At 37.8% G+C, this 13,457-nt stretch carries 14 protein-coding genes and 1 pseudogene; 9 read left to right on the forward strand and 6 right to left on the reverse strand.

Annotation, left to right across the window (positions count from 1 at the left end):
- The 7 genes from AC1DSB_RS05910 to rlmH form a co-directional block, all read left to right on the forward strand.
- Positions 1-160: ATP-binding protein (locus tag AC1DSB_RS05910; RefSeq protein ID WP_477586092.1), on the forward strand; the 160-nt coding region annotated here is incomplete at its 5' end.
- On the forward strand, positions 151-1,482 hold the full coding sequence (locus tag AC1DSB_RS05915) for a YycH family regulatory protein (protein ID WP_342542584.1): 1,332 nt from the start codon (positions 151-153) through the stop codon (positions 1,480-1,482). The genes AC1DSB_RS05910 and AC1DSB_RS05915, both read left to right, overlap by 10 nt.
- Positions 1,460-2,284 (forward strand): two-component system regulatory protein YycI, encoded by an 825-nt coding sequence (locus AC1DSB_RS05920; RefSeq protein ID WP_477586085.1) that lies wholly within the window; start codon positions 1,460-1,462, stop codon positions 2,282-2,284. Before AC1DSB_RS05915 ends, AC1DSB_RS05920 begins: the two co-directional genes overlap by 23 nt.
- A gap of 12 nt (positions 2,285-2,296) precedes the next feature.
- The gene (locus AC1DSB_RS05925) at positions 2,297-3,085 is read left to right on the forward strand and encodes an MBL fold metallo-hydrolase (RefSeq protein ID WP_342542582.1); all 789 of its coding nucleotides are present in this window, start codon (positions 2,297-2,299) and stop codon (positions 3,083-3,085) included.
- A 368-nt stretch (positions 3,086-3,453) separates the two neighbouring features.
- Positions 3,454-4,677, forward strand: a complete 1,224-nt coding sequence (locus AC1DSB_RS05930) for a S1C family serine protease (RefSeq protein WP_477586088.1) — start codon at positions 3,454-3,456, stop codon at positions 4,675-4,677.
- A 201-nt stretch (positions 4,678-4,878) separates the two neighbouring features.
- Entirely contained in the window at positions 4,879-5,043 is a 165-nt protein-coding gene (locus AC1DSB_RS05935) for a CxxH/CxxC protein (protein WP_016428905.1), read from the forward strand.
- Positions 5,044-5,133: 90 nt separating this feature from the next.
- Positions 5,134-5,613 carry a 23S rRNA (pseudouridine(1915)-N(3))-methyltransferase RlmH gene (gene rlmH, locus AC1DSB_RS05940; RefSeq protein WP_477531157.1) on the forward strand — a complete coding sequence of 160 codons (480 nt, stop codon included), beginning with the start codon at positions 5,134-5,136 and terminating at the stop codon, positions 5,611-5,613.
- A gap of 113 nt (positions 5,614-5,726) precedes the next feature.
- On the opposite strand, the gene AC1DSB_RS05945 is transcribed toward rlmH, so the two are convergent.
- The 3 genes from AC1DSB_RS05945 to AC1DSB_RS05955 all read right to left on the reverse strand — a co-directional run bounded on the left by AC1DSB_RS05945 (position 5,727) and on the right by AC1DSB_RS05955 (position 7,758).
- Complete coding sequence (locus AC1DSB_RS05945) at positions 5,727-6,974, reverse strand: DUF4153 domain-containing protein (RefSeq protein ID WP_477531156.1); 1,248 nt, start codon at positions 6,972-6,974, stop codon at positions 5,727-5,729.
- A gap of 72 nt (positions 6,975-7,046) precedes the next feature.
- Positions 7,047-7,268 carry a helix-turn-helix domain-containing protein gene (locus AC1DSB_RS05950; protein WP_477531155.1) on the reverse strand — a complete coding sequence of 74 codons (222 nt, stop codon included), beginning with the start codon at positions 7,266-7,268 and terminating at the stop codon, positions 7,047-7,049.
- A 10-nt stretch (positions 7,269-7,278) separates the two neighbouring features.
- Positions 7,279-7,758, reverse strand: a complete 480-nt coding sequence (locus AC1DSB_RS05955; RefSeq protein WP_016428901.1) for a DUF2975 domain-containing protein — start codon at positions 7,756-7,758, stop codon at positions 7,279-7,281.
- 1,046 nt (positions 7,759-8,804) lie between these two features.
- Here AC1DSB_RS05955 and AC1DSB_RS05960 point away from each other — a divergent pair.
- Positions 8,805-9,998 (forward strand): DUF4317 domain-containing protein, encoded by a 1,194-nt coding sequence (locus AC1DSB_RS05960; RefSeq protein ID WP_477531154.1) that lies wholly within the window; start codon positions 8,805-8,807, stop codon positions 9,996-9,998.
- A 207-nt stretch (positions 9,999-10,205) separates the two neighbouring features.
- On the opposite strand, the pseudogene AC1DSB_RS05965 reads toward AC1DSB_RS05960, so the two are convergent.
- The 3 genes and pseudogenes from AC1DSB_RS05965 to AC1DSB_RS05975 form a co-directional block, all read right to left on the reverse strand.
- Positions 10,206-10,377: pseudogene (locus AC1DSB_RS05965) on the reverse strand (sensor histidine kinase); the annotation flags it as partial.
- A gap of 52 nt (positions 10,378-10,429) precedes the next feature.
- Positions 10,430-11,032: an SET domain-containing protein gene (locus tag AC1DSB_RS05970; RefSeq protein ID WP_477531153.1), complete on the reverse strand. Its 603-nt coding sequence runs from the start codon at positions 11,030-11,032 to the stop codon at positions 10,430-10,432.
- A 411-nt stretch (positions 11,033-11,443) separates the two neighbouring features.
- Positions 11,444-11,638, reverse strand: coding sequence for an MBL fold metallo-hydrolase (locus AC1DSB_RS05975; protein ID WP_477531152.1), 195 nt, complete (start codon positions 11,636-11,638; stop codon positions 11,444-11,446).
- Between the two features lie 250 nt (positions 11,639-11,888).
- Here AC1DSB_RS05975 and AC1DSB_RS05980 point away from each other — a divergent pair.
- The coding region (locus AC1DSB_RS05980) for a GAF domain-containing protein (protein ID WP_477586090.1) at positions 11,889-13,457 on the forward strand (1,569 nt) is incomplete at its 3' end.

Below are 13,457 nucleotides of genomic sequence, written 5' to 3' on the forward strand. Positions count from 1 at the left end.
GGCAAGGTCAATGGGGGGCTCAGGACTTGGACTAGCTATTGCCCGGGAAATGATTGAAGCACACGGTGGAGCCATTTGGGCAGAGAGTGAAGAAGGACATGGGACGACGATATTCTTTACGTTGCCATTTGAGTTGGATGAGGCAGGTGAATGGGATTGAAGTATGTAGAGCAAATTAAATCGATTGTCCTCACCTTGCTTGTCGTTTTAAGTGTGACACTGACGTTTACAATATGGACCTATACACCGAACTATGAAACCATTAAACAAGCACCGGTACTCAATATATCAATTGCAGATCAAAAACGTGTAGATGATGTAATCAAACCATATAAAATAATAGCGAGTCGGGAAAACAAAATGACTGGTTCTATGTCTCCGTTTGACTTGGATCGTGTTATTAATGTCATGAAGGGCTGGGAAGTCAGTGAGTTGAAATTAGAGAACAATAATTTAAGTGAAATGGATTTAAATGAACTGATTCATGCGCCTGATCGCTTTACCCTATTCTTCCCGGATGATGTGCCGTTTCCGGTATATGATATCATTTTGCCATTTTCGATGACAAACATACCTGAAAATGAATTTGATCGCTTAATTGTCAATTGGAATAGTATTGATAATAATGAACTGAAAATCTACTTTGCCAGTTCAAAATCCAAAAAACTGTATTCAGCAATTGCAGGTAATGTTGATATGAATTTATTGAAGCAAGAAGTAGTATCACCGACGGCTAATTTTACACAGTTCACGGAAATTGAACGAAAAGGAAGGTCTTCACTTTTTGTTACAGCAAAAGATGTGGAAAGTATCCGTTACACATATTACCTGCAAGAAATAGATCCCAATCGCTTCAGGGACGCCCTGTTCAGTGACCCAAATCTAGTTCGTCAAAGTCCTGTAGGCGCAACAAATGAAGAATATTCGGATGGAACCTCATTAATGAATGTGAACTTGCTTGAACGCACATTAAGTTTTGTGAATCCTTCTGCTGAAACTTTTGTACCAGCCGAGCCATCTAAGTTGATTTTTGATAGCTTGGATTATGTAAATGAACACGGGGGCTGGACAGATGAATTTCGTTTTGCAAGTATCAACCCGGAAAAGCAGCAAATAGATTACCAATTGTATTTGTTGGGATATCCCGTATTCAGTGATGAAACATCTACAAAAATAACGGCGTTTTGGGGAGACCCCGGGATTTATCGCTATCGGAGACCTTACTATACGCTTGATCTGTCGTTGGCATTTGATACCGTGATTTCAACGTTGCCTTCAGGTGAGAAAGCTTCACGTGTCATGAAAACCGTGAAAGAACTTGATTTTAACAATATCGATGAAATTACCACGGGCTACTATTTAACACGCGATGACGAAAGACGATTATTGACATTGGAACCATCCTGGTTTTATTTATCAAACAATCAGTGGTCTCGCATTTCACCTGATGTTTTAGGAGGTGGGAAGTTTGGATTGGAATAAAACAAAAACCATCTTCATTATCGTGTTTTCTATTTTAAACGTATTTTTGTATTTACTATATATAAATCGTTACAATGAAGCACAGGAAGTCGAAGTGCTGGGTGAAACAACAATTGAAGAACGTTTGCAAGCGGATAACATTCGTTATGAGAGTGCGCCTGAAAATACACTGAAAGAATCATATGTTTCCGGCAACATTCGTGTCTACTCTCCTGAAGAGTTAAAAACATTGGATAATCAAACCTTTGAAATATTTGATCGTACTGAACTTGTAGCCACATTTAAAAAACCAGTGGTATTAGCAAGTTTAGAAGACCCGGCAACACTCAAGGACTTTGTTAATACGCATGTATTCGAAGGCTCGTCATACGACTTGTATGAGGTTGATGCAAAAGCTAAAAAAGCAGTGTTTTTCCAAACTATCAATAATCGCCAAATCTTCTTTAACCAAAATGCGCTTCTCACAATTTATTGGAATGAAGATAATGAAGTATATAGATATGAACAAACGGCCTTCGAAAAGTTGGAAGATGATTTTGAGCAAACCGAAAACTTATTGCCAGATGAGAAAGCAGTTGAAGTATTATATACACGGAATTTATTGAAACCAAATTCGACGATTACAAAAATTAGTTTAGGATATTCCACACTCGTTCAATTGACGGAAACACAAGTGTTTGCACCGACTTGGCGAGTTCGTGTAGAATTACAAGATGGCTCGAAGGAAGACTATTTTGTAAATGCCGTAGAAGGAAAGATTATCGAATTTAACAAAGAGTCCGAGAAAAAAGAAGTAGAGTAAGGAGTTTTCATCATGCGTTTTAGTGTTCTAGCAAGCGGCAGTAGCGGAAATGCCATTTACGTTGAAACCGAAGAACATTCATTTTTAGTGGATGCTGGTCTTAGTGGACGTAAAATGGAGGAGTTGTTCGCCTCTGTTGACCGCAATGTGAAAAACTTGAGCGGAATTTTGGTTACGCATGAACATAGTGATCACATAAAAGGGCTTGGAATTCTCGCCCGTAAATATAAAGTTCCCATATATGCCAATGCCAAGACCTGGATGGCAATGGAACATCTTGTCGGAAACATTCCACTCGAGCAACGTTTTCATTTTGATATGGAGACTGTAAAAACATTCGGCTCACTAGACATTCAATCGTTCGCCGTTTCCCATGATGCTGCGGATCCAATGTTTTACGTATTTCATGAAAATGGACGTAAACTGGTGTTAATCACGGATACTGGATATGTCAGTGACCGGATGAAGGGTCATATCAAAGGTGCAGATTCATTTGTGTTCGAAAGCAATCATGACGTAGGAATGCTGCAAATGGGTCGTTACCCGTGGTCGGTCAAACGCCGGATTTTAAGCGACGTAGGACATGTGTCAAACGAAGATGCCGCTGTCGCAATGAGCGAAGTTGTCGAAGAAAAACCAACACGTATCTATCTTTCTCATTTGAGTAAAGATAATAACATGAAAGACCTCGCACGAATGAGTGTTACTCAAACACTTGAATCATGCGGAATTATTACCGGTGAATATTTGAATCTTTTTGATACAGATGCCAATAAAGCCACTGAATTAGTGACTATCTAAACCCCACAATTTTGTGGGGTTTTTTTGATACTTTTTTTACTAAGTAGTGTCTAGGACCAAGTGCTAGCTCGCGGGCACATTTAGGGGTCAGGAAGGCATAAGTGCCATTCATCCTTCCAGCGCATTGTCCAGTTTCACAGGCCAACCAGCTTCTAAGCTCCGTACCTTCGTTCGAAAGCAAGTTTTCGATTCAGATACTCCAGCACCGAATTAGGGTTAGGGTGGCCTGTTCCACGTTTCATGGCGTCGAGCTTGAGTTGCCCTTTACGCTTTTCTTCATTTTGAGCAAGTTTTAAATTCATTTTCATCTAATTTTAATGTTGATTAGGTAAAGTAAAGGTATCGAATAACAGAAAGGGAGATTATCTATGGGTTACTACGATCAAATACCATCAGATCCACAAAAAGAACAACAAACGAGGATTATTAGAAAAGGAAGTAAAGGTGGCTACTTTTTCAGTGGTCTTATCGGGGTTATGATTGGGGCATTAGTCGTTTGGTTGATGCTTCCTTCGCTCGTTGGCATGATGCCTGGTGGAACCGAGGTAAGTGGCAAAGACTCAGCTGTGTCTTCAACTACTCAGCAATTATCTGCGGATATAACTACTGATGTCACATCTGCAGTCGACAAGGCAGCGAACGCAGTTGTAGGCGTGACGAACATTCAATCCACGTCAGATTTCTTGAGACCAACCAGTGAAGAACAAGAAGCGGGAACAGGTTCAGGTGTCATCTATAAAAAATCAGGAGATAAAGCATACGTTGTTACCAACAATCATGTTATTGAAGGTGCAACTCAAATAGAAGTGACATTGGCAGACGGAGCCAAAGTGGATGCCAAATTACTTGGGGCCGATATTTGGACAGACTTAGCTGTTTTAGAAATGGATGCTTCAAAAGTGACAACAGTTGCGGAATTTGGAAATTCAGATTCGTTGAAACAAGGGGAAACGGTCATTGCAATCGGTAATCCACTTGGTCTGGATTTTTCAGGATCCGTAACGACAGGTGTTGTTTCCGGTAAAGACCGTGCAATTCCGGTTGATTTAAATGGAGATAACCAAATTGATTGGCAGGCTGAAGTATTGCAAACGGATGCAGCCATCAACCCAGGAAATAGTGGTGGGGCACTTGTCAATTTAGCTGGTCAATTGATAGGAATCAATTCCATGAAAATATCTCAGGCGACAGTCGAAGGAATTGGCCTTGCGATTCCAATTAACTCTGCCATCCCTGTCATTGAAGATCTTGAAAAATACGGCGAAATGAAACGTCCTTCAATGGGTGTAACATTAGTCGATGTGACCAACGTTTCTGCTTACCACCAGAGAGATACACTTCGTTTACCGGAAGAAGTTTCAACAGGAGTGGTCATTGACCAAGTAATAGAAGGATCAGCAGCGGAAAAAGCGAAATTGAAACAATATGATGTAATCGTTGAAATGGATGGAAAAAAAATCGAGAACATGGTCGATTTACGTAAACACTTATACAATGAAAAAGAAATCGGTGACGATTTGAAATTGAAAGTGTATCGTAAAGGTCAACTGATRGAAGCGACCTTAGAATTGAAAGACAATTCAGCTCTATAAAAAGGTTCGTCAATGTTGTGGATGACCAAAAAGAATTGTGGATAACAATTTTATATTAACAAAACATTTACACAGCGAGTAGAAGGTGCGAACCCGTACCTTTCCTACTCGCTTTTTGTTTGTTAAAATAGATTGTGGATAAAGTTGTGTGAATTGTGTATAACTAATTGAATTGTTCGAAAATCGAAAGGATGAAGAAATATGAAAATTAAATGCTGTCAAACCCATATAGAACATGCATTGGACATGTTTGTGGCTGAGCAAAATACCTTCCCGATTTTAACGGAACTCACAGATGAAGAAAAGATATCCACAAAATGCGATTACTGTGATGTCGCTGCAATATATTTAGTGGCGAACGAATGATTGCCTACTATATATAGTTTGTGGTTGTGGATATGTGTATAACTTCTGTGGATAGCGTGTTTGTAAATAAAGTGTAAAGGTGGATAACCTGTGAATATCACAATAATTTCCGTTGGGAAGTTAAAAGAAAAGTACTTAAAAATGGGCATTGAAGAATACACAAAACGATTGGGGAGTTACGCAAAAATAGATTTAATTGAAGTGGCAGACGAAAAAGCACCGGAAAATTTAAGTGATGCTGACATGGAAATCGTCAAGAAAAAAGAAGGCGAACGCATTTTGGCAAAAATCGGAGCGGACACTTATGTCATCGCATTGGCAATCGAGGGCAAAATGAAATCGTCTGAACAACTGGCGGATGATTTACAGTCACTCATGACATACGGTCGCAGCAAAATCTCGTTCGTCATCGGAGGATCACTCGGTCTGCATGAAGACGTGATGAAGCGCTCTGATGAAAAGCTGTCATTCTCAAAAATGACCTTGCCACACCAATTGATGAAATTGGTGTTGGTGGAGCAAGTATATCGAGCTTTTCGGATTATTAAAGGTGAACCTTACCATAAGTAAAAGAGGTTTTTTTAGAAAAATAAAAAGCCAAAAATGAAAAAGTTATGAGTATAACTTTTTCATTTTTGGTGTTTATAAGGAAGATCAACATCCGTTACATTAATATAGCCTTTCTAATTAAAAAAGAAAGGAAAAGTAAATGTAACGAAAGCCGCCCAAAGTCCGTAAACTGGCAAATACTTAGTGACCGCATCTTGGATGGGTGAAGGTCCGGTCTTGTTTTGTAGAAAACGCATATATGAGACCATAATCCAAATAAGATTTCCCCAGATAAGTATGTTTACACCTAAAACAGCAAGTCTGTTTGGTGTAATCCCATAAGAAGAAAGTCTGAACACGATGGCTGACAAAGCCACACTGTCAATGATAAGCGCAAGAACAATTAAGGAAAAATTTATATAATCTGAAATGTTCTTTTTCTCGTCTGAGTCGCTTTCGGTAATAGAAAATATGGTAACGGCCAATACACCAAGGAGTATTCCGTTGAAGGCTATCAGGAAATTGCGGTCCAAGAATGGATTTTTTCCGACCCATATAACCGTTATAAGATAGACCAACAATGTGACCAGGACAAGAGGACTAAAAATTTTAGCTATATATGGTGTAATATTCTTAGCAAGTTTAAGATTCATTGATACCAGGTATGCAGCCACAATAGCGAGAGCGGCAGCACCAAATAAAACGATATTACTAAAATAGAATTCTTCTATATCCAAGCCAACAAAGCTAAATAACTGCATGGTTAATGCCGCTAGCACCATTCCGCTAACTGCCATGCTGGCGTAGAGAATACAATATTCCAAATTAAATTTAATATAGGCTAATCTTGTACTGCCTTTTGAATATTCATTTCCTGTAAATGCAAGCCCTACCAATACCCATAAGAATATGGGAAGATGTAAATAAGCAAGGATAATACTGTCTTTATAATTTAATGGTAGCATATTAAGATAAAACCCGGAAATTAGGAACAACGCTGCAAGGGAATAAATAACACTTTTTTTCGGAGTATTATTGTAAACAAAATAGGCAGCAATAAAGGGAATTACACCAAAAGCCAGGTTAATTGGAGCAATTGCTTCCTGTTCGACAAAATGGAAAATGATTCTGGTGCTTATCCCGGCCAGAATGGCTAAAATGCCCATGAATAAGAAATCTTTTTGAATCAAGGAAGATTTTTCTGAATGTGCCGTCTCCTTGAAATGCAATCTTTCATACCAAATGCCAAGAACCTGAGAATCAGGATGTTGTTCCCATGCGTCTGAGAATGACTTTTTAAAGGCTTTGGGGTCATTTCTAAACATTCTCTCCAGCTCATGGGGATTAGCAATATTTTCAATAATTAAATTGTTACTGTCCATGATTATACCCTCCCTTAATAATTGTCATATTAAGTCCTACTTTCCTCAACAATGTTTATTAATCAAACTCTCTTACCTTTGACTGTCTTCGTCACTTTTGTATTCTAAAATATCTTCAGGCTGACATTCTAATGATTTACAAATCGCCTCTAGAGTTGATAATCGAATCGCTTTTGCCTTTCCATTTTTCAATATAGAAAGATTCGCCATCGTGATGCCAACCTTCTCCGAAAGTACCGTTACGCTCATTTTCCTTTTAGCCAACATCACATCAATATTGATTACAATAGCCATTGGTTTCACCTCATATCGTTAAATCATTTTCTGATTTTATATCGATGGCATTTTTTAATAGCTTTTGAAGAACAGCAGCAAAGACTGCAATCATCATTGAAGCAAAAGGAACAAACAATCCGATAAAGATGACACCTGGGGCGTCGTCTTTATCCGCAAAGAGATAGAAGAGTGGCAAGACTAGCACATGCAAGGTACTGATTGTGATGGCACAGAATTTGATATTCCGCAAAGAATATACAGATAGTTGCGAGAAAGCTTTATTTTTATCAATATAGCGTAAAAGTTTAAAAGCCTGATACAAAGCAAAGTAAAAGGGAATCGCCGATGCATCAAAAACGATAGTAACGAGGTATTTGATCAAATCAAACTCTGGAAGCAATTTTGCTGCAATATTACCTAACTCAGGTACCAAAAAGATGCATAAAGCAAGAACTGGAAAGCCCATAAGAACAACTGCTAACTTTAAAAATAGTGTTTCAGGTTTCATGAAAAGCACCTCTCATAAGTATTGTTTTTTAGATATTAACATGTTATTTATTGATAAACAATAAATTTTTATTAATTTTTATGATATTTTTATTGTTAATAAGTTAATAAGGCAAAAGTAAAAACATTCCTCTTTACAAAGAAATGCTCTATAGGGTGTATCTCATGAGCCTCAATTGAATTACTGTTAATCACTAAAAAAAGCTAACTTTTTTATTTTCTTTTTGCCTCCGTATCGTATAACGGGAGAGCGTAAAATATCAGTTATTAAACGATTAGATCGAAAGACAGTCGATGAAATTAGAAAGTTCTAATATTCGCGCCTGGCACTCCCTGATATTTGTCGAAGATTGATAGGTTTTTAGATAGGTAGTAAATGATAGAATGGAGTTGTTAGCTGTATATTGTTGGGGTGGCCGGATTGTCAATCTTCTTTTCCTTTGTTAGGAAAGGAGGTGATAATCACGGAAACATTTCTTGAAATTCTCAGAGAAGTTCTGAAGGGAGTTCTGCGTGAAGTAAGCGCATATTTTTTTCGGAAGAATGTTCTAGAAGACAAGAAAACCACCTGCGCCGTCGCAAGCAAAAGGGTGGTTCTCATAAATAATCCACAATGACAACCACCACCCTGACGGCAGAGGTTGCATGGGGAGAAGTGCTTACAACACTTCTCTCTTTTTTATTATATGTCCATTATATACTATAAAATTCCTTTTAAATATTTGATATTATTACGACTGAGACACGGGGACATTTCTTGTGTTTGATGAAGCAAGAATGCTAATGAAACAGGGGATGGTTCTCGTTAGGTTTCGAAGCTAGCACAGCGATGTAGAGACAGAAACAGGCGAACGCTTTCCGCGGGGCCTCACTGGACACGTCGCTACGCTGCTCCCACAGGAGTCACTCAATCCAAAATTGACTGTGTTCCTTTCTTCATTTTAAATATTGTTATAATAAAGGGGTGTCAGAAGCTAAACTGTAGCTTTGGATGCTCTTTTTTTGTAGATAACACGGATCTTACTTGCCAGGGAGTTGGAATTAGAGATGAATAATAAGGATATAGCAGAGATTCGCAAACACTTTAAGATGGATACTGATTTGCTTAAAATAGCTGATATTTATAACGTTTATATCAAGCAGGAAAGCAGTGAAATCTATCATGAGGAGAGCCGCTCATTTTCCTTGCTGGACCGGGAGCAACAAGAGCTGTTCCTTGCCAACTTTAAAAAGGTTTTAGGTGGGAAACTAGATGTGAAGCTGTTTGAGGTGAAGTTCCAGCGTCAAGGAGAGGGGCAAACGGACCATACGCAGCGACTTTTATTTGAGGGGCTTCATGCAGATGATGTCGGGGAATGGAAAGCGGGTATGCAACGCATCGCCTTGAAGATGGTTCAGGATAGCCAATATGAAAAGGACATAGTCATCACATTCATTCGTGGAAACTATTATAAAACGACGAAACGTCATCCCGATGAAACGGAAATAGACGCTCGAGATGAAGTGTATACCACTCCATTTATCCTCAGTAGCATGAATCAAACCGAACTGCCGAAACGTTCACTGGTGTTTGATTTTGTCGAGAAAGAGTTTAAGTCCAGTCTGCTGGCTGATCCCGTCATTAAACTTGCCACTCCAATTGGTGGATTTCTGTTCCCTAGCTTCACGGACAACGCCGCAGACATCAATCACGTCCTTTATGCTGCGAGCAAAGCGAATAAACCAGATTTCCAGTTTATCGAGAATGTGTTGAACGGCAATGAAATCATGACTGCCGAGGAAGATAAAGCGGTGTTTGAAGAAATTGTAAAAGCAGTAATTGGTGATGAAGTAAATTCGAAAACCCTCGCCGGTGTATATGATGAAATCAATAATATGTTATTGGTGGAAAAAGAGAGTGAGGACGAAGAAGGGAGTACTCCTACTTTGGATTCTATAGAGGTTGCACGTGTGTTGAAGGCGAGCGGCGTAAAAGATGTGAGTACGGAAAAAGTGGAAATGGCCTTTCAGCAGGTGGTTGAAGACAAAAACTATGAAATGAAAGCAAGCCATGTCGTTCCAAGCTACGCGTCCAAGTCAATCAAAATCAGCACGAAAGTAGCGAATATTGCGATCAGCCCGCAAGACTTGAGATATGTCAAACAAATCAATTACAATGGCAAACGCTGTCTATTGATCGAGGTGGAAGAAGACACGATGATTGAAGGATTTAAGCTGCTTCCGGAAGAGCTGTTGGAGTAGGAGAGAGTTGGGGGGTCCTTCAGCCGGCTATCTAAAATGGAAAAGAGAATAAACCTCATTTAGCCCTGCTACGGTGAACCTTACCATAAGTAAATGAGGTTTAGGAAGTAATAAAGGAAACAGTTTAATTATTTTACTTGGACTGTTTTTTTCAATAAGAAAGGGCTTTTCTAGTTATTTTTCCAACTAAGATAGCCCTTTTATCTTTTACTCACTTAAACGAATTTCCACGGTTGTGCCGATGCCAACTTTACTCGACAATATAACATCCACCGTGTGCCTCAATAATATCTCTAGAAAAAGCCATGCCGAGACCTGTGCCGCGAACGTTTTTGGTATTTGTACCTCGATAGTAGCGTTCAAAAATTTGTTTTAGGTCGTGTTTTGTTAAAGCCTTTAAAACTGTTATTCTAAAGTTCGAAAATTCAATCTCAGTCTTCATCATTATCATCATCGATAAATAAAGTAAGGATTGAATCTAGTGGTTCGGTTCCATTAGCAACCGCATTTACTTTATCAGTATATTGCTCACTGATCATATGTTTTAGAGGTTGTTCCACCTTGTTGAAATACTTAAATGCCTCCATTGCCATTTTATCCCATTCTTCGTATAAAACTAGATAGTCATCTGCTGTCACTTTTGTTCTTGAAGTGCCTTCTTCAGGGATACATTCAAAATCTTCATCTTCACCCAACGCAGCATAATCACATGTTATTTGTTCGCCAGGTTGAATGTCTCTCGCAGCTAACTCAAAATCATATACTGTATCTACTATATTTGGATTGAAGCTATGGTTAATATACTTTGCGTGATCACAAGAGAGAACATATTCGCCGTCATTATCTAAATATGAGTATTTATATATATACTCTTTTCGAACATCATCAAGACTTTCAATATATGACTCATCAAGAACAATATCTAAATCATCTTTAATCCAGACAATGGTTCCTTTAGGAATTAATTTTGTTGCAAAAACTCCAATTCCTACTTTCTCATTTACATACCGAATTTCGGTATTCGGATGCATCATTTTTCTATTCCTCCTTTATCGAATTCATTTTATTCTCCAAAAAAATGAGAGGTTAAACTTCAGTAGGGAAGAAAATGATGGTCTCGCGTAATAAAATTACACTTATCTTCTTAACATCGAAAACGTAACAAATTATTGGATATTTCAATATGTATATGCTCATATATTTCGTTTTGAGTAGACACTTGTTCTAATAAATACTTTTTTATCAAAAGAAATAATAAGAATATATATTTAATGAGAATGTGGAGGGCTCCAAGAAGTAGTTACTATGTTAAAGAAATCGATATTGGTTTGGAAATTACCAATTAATGTGGTCGTAGGGAACAACACCAATTTCAAATAAAGAGTTTTATCGAACAAAAAACAAGGCTATTATTCATGCAATTCGATAATGTTTTCAGGATAAGGCTATCGTTTGGAAGGGATGGAGAGGAATACATCTTGTTCTTCAAAAGAAGCATTTTTAAAAATAGTAGCTTCTTGTACATGATCCTTATGACCGTGGGTTGCTAAGATGAGAGTAACATCTTCTGGTGATTTGCCTATTCTATTTAGAGCTTGTTCAAGGTATATGGAATGCTCCTTTTTACCTAAATCTATCAACTTCCTGTACAATAAAGTAAGAGTTGTTATAAGATTTCCAACTTGTGTCCCATATTGCTAGTACATATACTTTTTCATTAATCGGTTCAAATAAGTAATCCAAATTCCTACCCCATGTAAAAAGATATTCAGTATGGAATCTTTTTTATTAATAATATAGTATTCTTTATTTCTATTTGGATACCGTCCTTTGAAAGATCACTAAGACGTAAATAATAAACGCTARCCCAATTGATTGGAGACTGTGTGAATGTTAATGGAACAAACAAGATATTCTAGGCTTGCAAATATAACAAAAATAATAAATACAAAGTTAGAACTACGTGAAGTATTACAGCGTGTAACAAGTGCAATATCTGAAGAGATTGTTCAATGTAATTCCGTTGGTATTTATTTACCTCAAAAAGATGGAACATTTAGAGGATTTGCAGGAAAACCTGAACTCATGAATGGCATGGCGCTCGATACGCAACTAATTGATCCTGATATAGACTTACTAGCCAAAGAAGTGATTGAAACTAAAAAAACCATCCACATCCCGGATACCTCAAAAGATAATCGACCGGATCCGAAAACAGTTGAAGCCTTCAAAATTAAATCCTTATTAGTTCTGCCTATTTCATTTGAGAAAGAGTTATTTGGTCTAGTTTTTTTATTTGATTATGGAACACCAATGAACTTGACAGAGTCGGAAATTCAAAGTGTTGAAGCTTATGTGAATATGGCTGCAGTCGCAATTCAAAACGTGAATAATTTAACACAAAAGGAAAACCTTATTGCCGAAAAGCAGTTGTTGCTTAATGTTACACGTGATTTATCGATGTGTACCTCGATACAGGAAAGTCTCGATAAATGCTTTTTCTACTTAGGAAAGATTTTAGATAGCAAAAATATTGCTGCCCACCTCCTAGAACCGTTAGAAAAAAAAACAATTAGATTAACGAAGTTAAGTAAAGACTGTGATTGGACGGAAGCAGAGTGGAGTGAAACCCTTAATAACATAAAAATGGACCATAGCTATGAAGCCATGATCCAAGAGGCTATTATAACAAAAAATATAATTCACATCCCAAGTGAGGATACAAAGGGGCTGCTTATGATTCCATTGGTTTCAATGGGAGAAGTATTAGGGGTAATAACAGTTGTGGATTTGGTGAGAAAAACTCACAGTTACGATGAATCCCAAATTCAGCTGGCACAATCTATAGTTGATGCCACAGCCCCTACGTTTTCAAACTTGTTATATATGGACCAACTTGAAAACATGGTGGAAGAGCGAACAAGGGAACTAGCCGCTGCTAATGAAAAAGTTACAAGTGTTATTGAAAGTATTACGGATGGGTTCTTCGCTTTGAATAAAGAATGGGAATTTATTTACATAAATAAACATCAATATCTACCACAAAAGAAAGCGGCAAATGATGTATTAGGCAAAAATATATGGGAGATCTTCCCGAAAAGTATAGATACCGTCATGTATAAAGAATTTCATCGTGCGATGTTAGAGAGAGTTCCTGTACATTTCGATATTCCCGCAACCTCTGAAGATTATTGTTACGAAGTAGTGGCTTACCCGTATGACGAGGGTATCTGTTGCCTATTTAAAAATGTAACGGAAAAAAAGAAATATGAAAATGAACTGAGAAGGTTTTCCAACTTAGAATTAATAGGGCAAATGGCAGCAGGTATCAGCCATGAGATTAGAAATCCAATGACAACGGTACGAGGATTCTTACAGTTATTAAAAAAAGAGGACGAATTAGAAAAACATAATGACCACTTTAATTTAATGATTGAAGAACTTGACCGTGCCAATGCC

The sequence above is a fragment of the Paenisporosarcina sp. P4_E4_2 genome (assembly GCF_056401595.1).

What these genes read in the sequence shown, in the direction of transcription:
- AC1DSB_RS05915 (WP_342542584.1), top strand. Translation starts at nt 151, where the DNA reads ATGGGATTGAAGTATGTAGAGCAAATTAAATCGATTGTCCTCACCTTG.
- AC1DSB_RS05925 (WP_342542582.1), top strand. Translation starts at nt 2,297, where the DNA reads ATGCGTTTTAGTGTTCTAGCAAGCGGCAGTAGCGGAAATGCCATTTAC.
- AC1DSB_RS05935 (WP_016428905.1), top strand. Translation starts at nt 4,879, where the DNA reads ATGAAAATTAAATGCTGTCAAACCCATATAGAACATGCATTGGACATG.
- AC1DSB_RS05945 (WP_477531156.1), bottom strand. Translation starts at nt 6,974, where the DNA reads ATGGACAGTAACAATTTAATTATTGAAAATATTGCTAATCCCCATGAG.
- AC1DSB_RS05950 (WP_477531155.1), bottom strand. Translation starts at nt 7,268, where the DNA reads ATGGCTATTGTAATCAATATTGATGTGATGTTGGCTAAAAGGAAAATG.
- AC1DSB_RS05955 (WP_016428901.1), bottom strand. Translation starts at nt 7,758, where the DNA reads ATGAAACCTGAAACACTATTTTTAAAGTTAGCAGTTGTTCTTATGGGC.
- AC1DSB_RS05960 (WP_477531154.1), top strand. Translation starts at nt 8,805, where the DNA reads ATGAATAATAAGGATATAGCAGAGATTCGCAAACACTTTAAGATGGAT.
- AC1DSB_RS05970 (WP_477531153.1), bottom strand. Translation starts at nt 11,032, where the DNA reads ATGATGCATCCGAATACCGAAATTCGGTATGTAAATGAGAAAGTAGGA.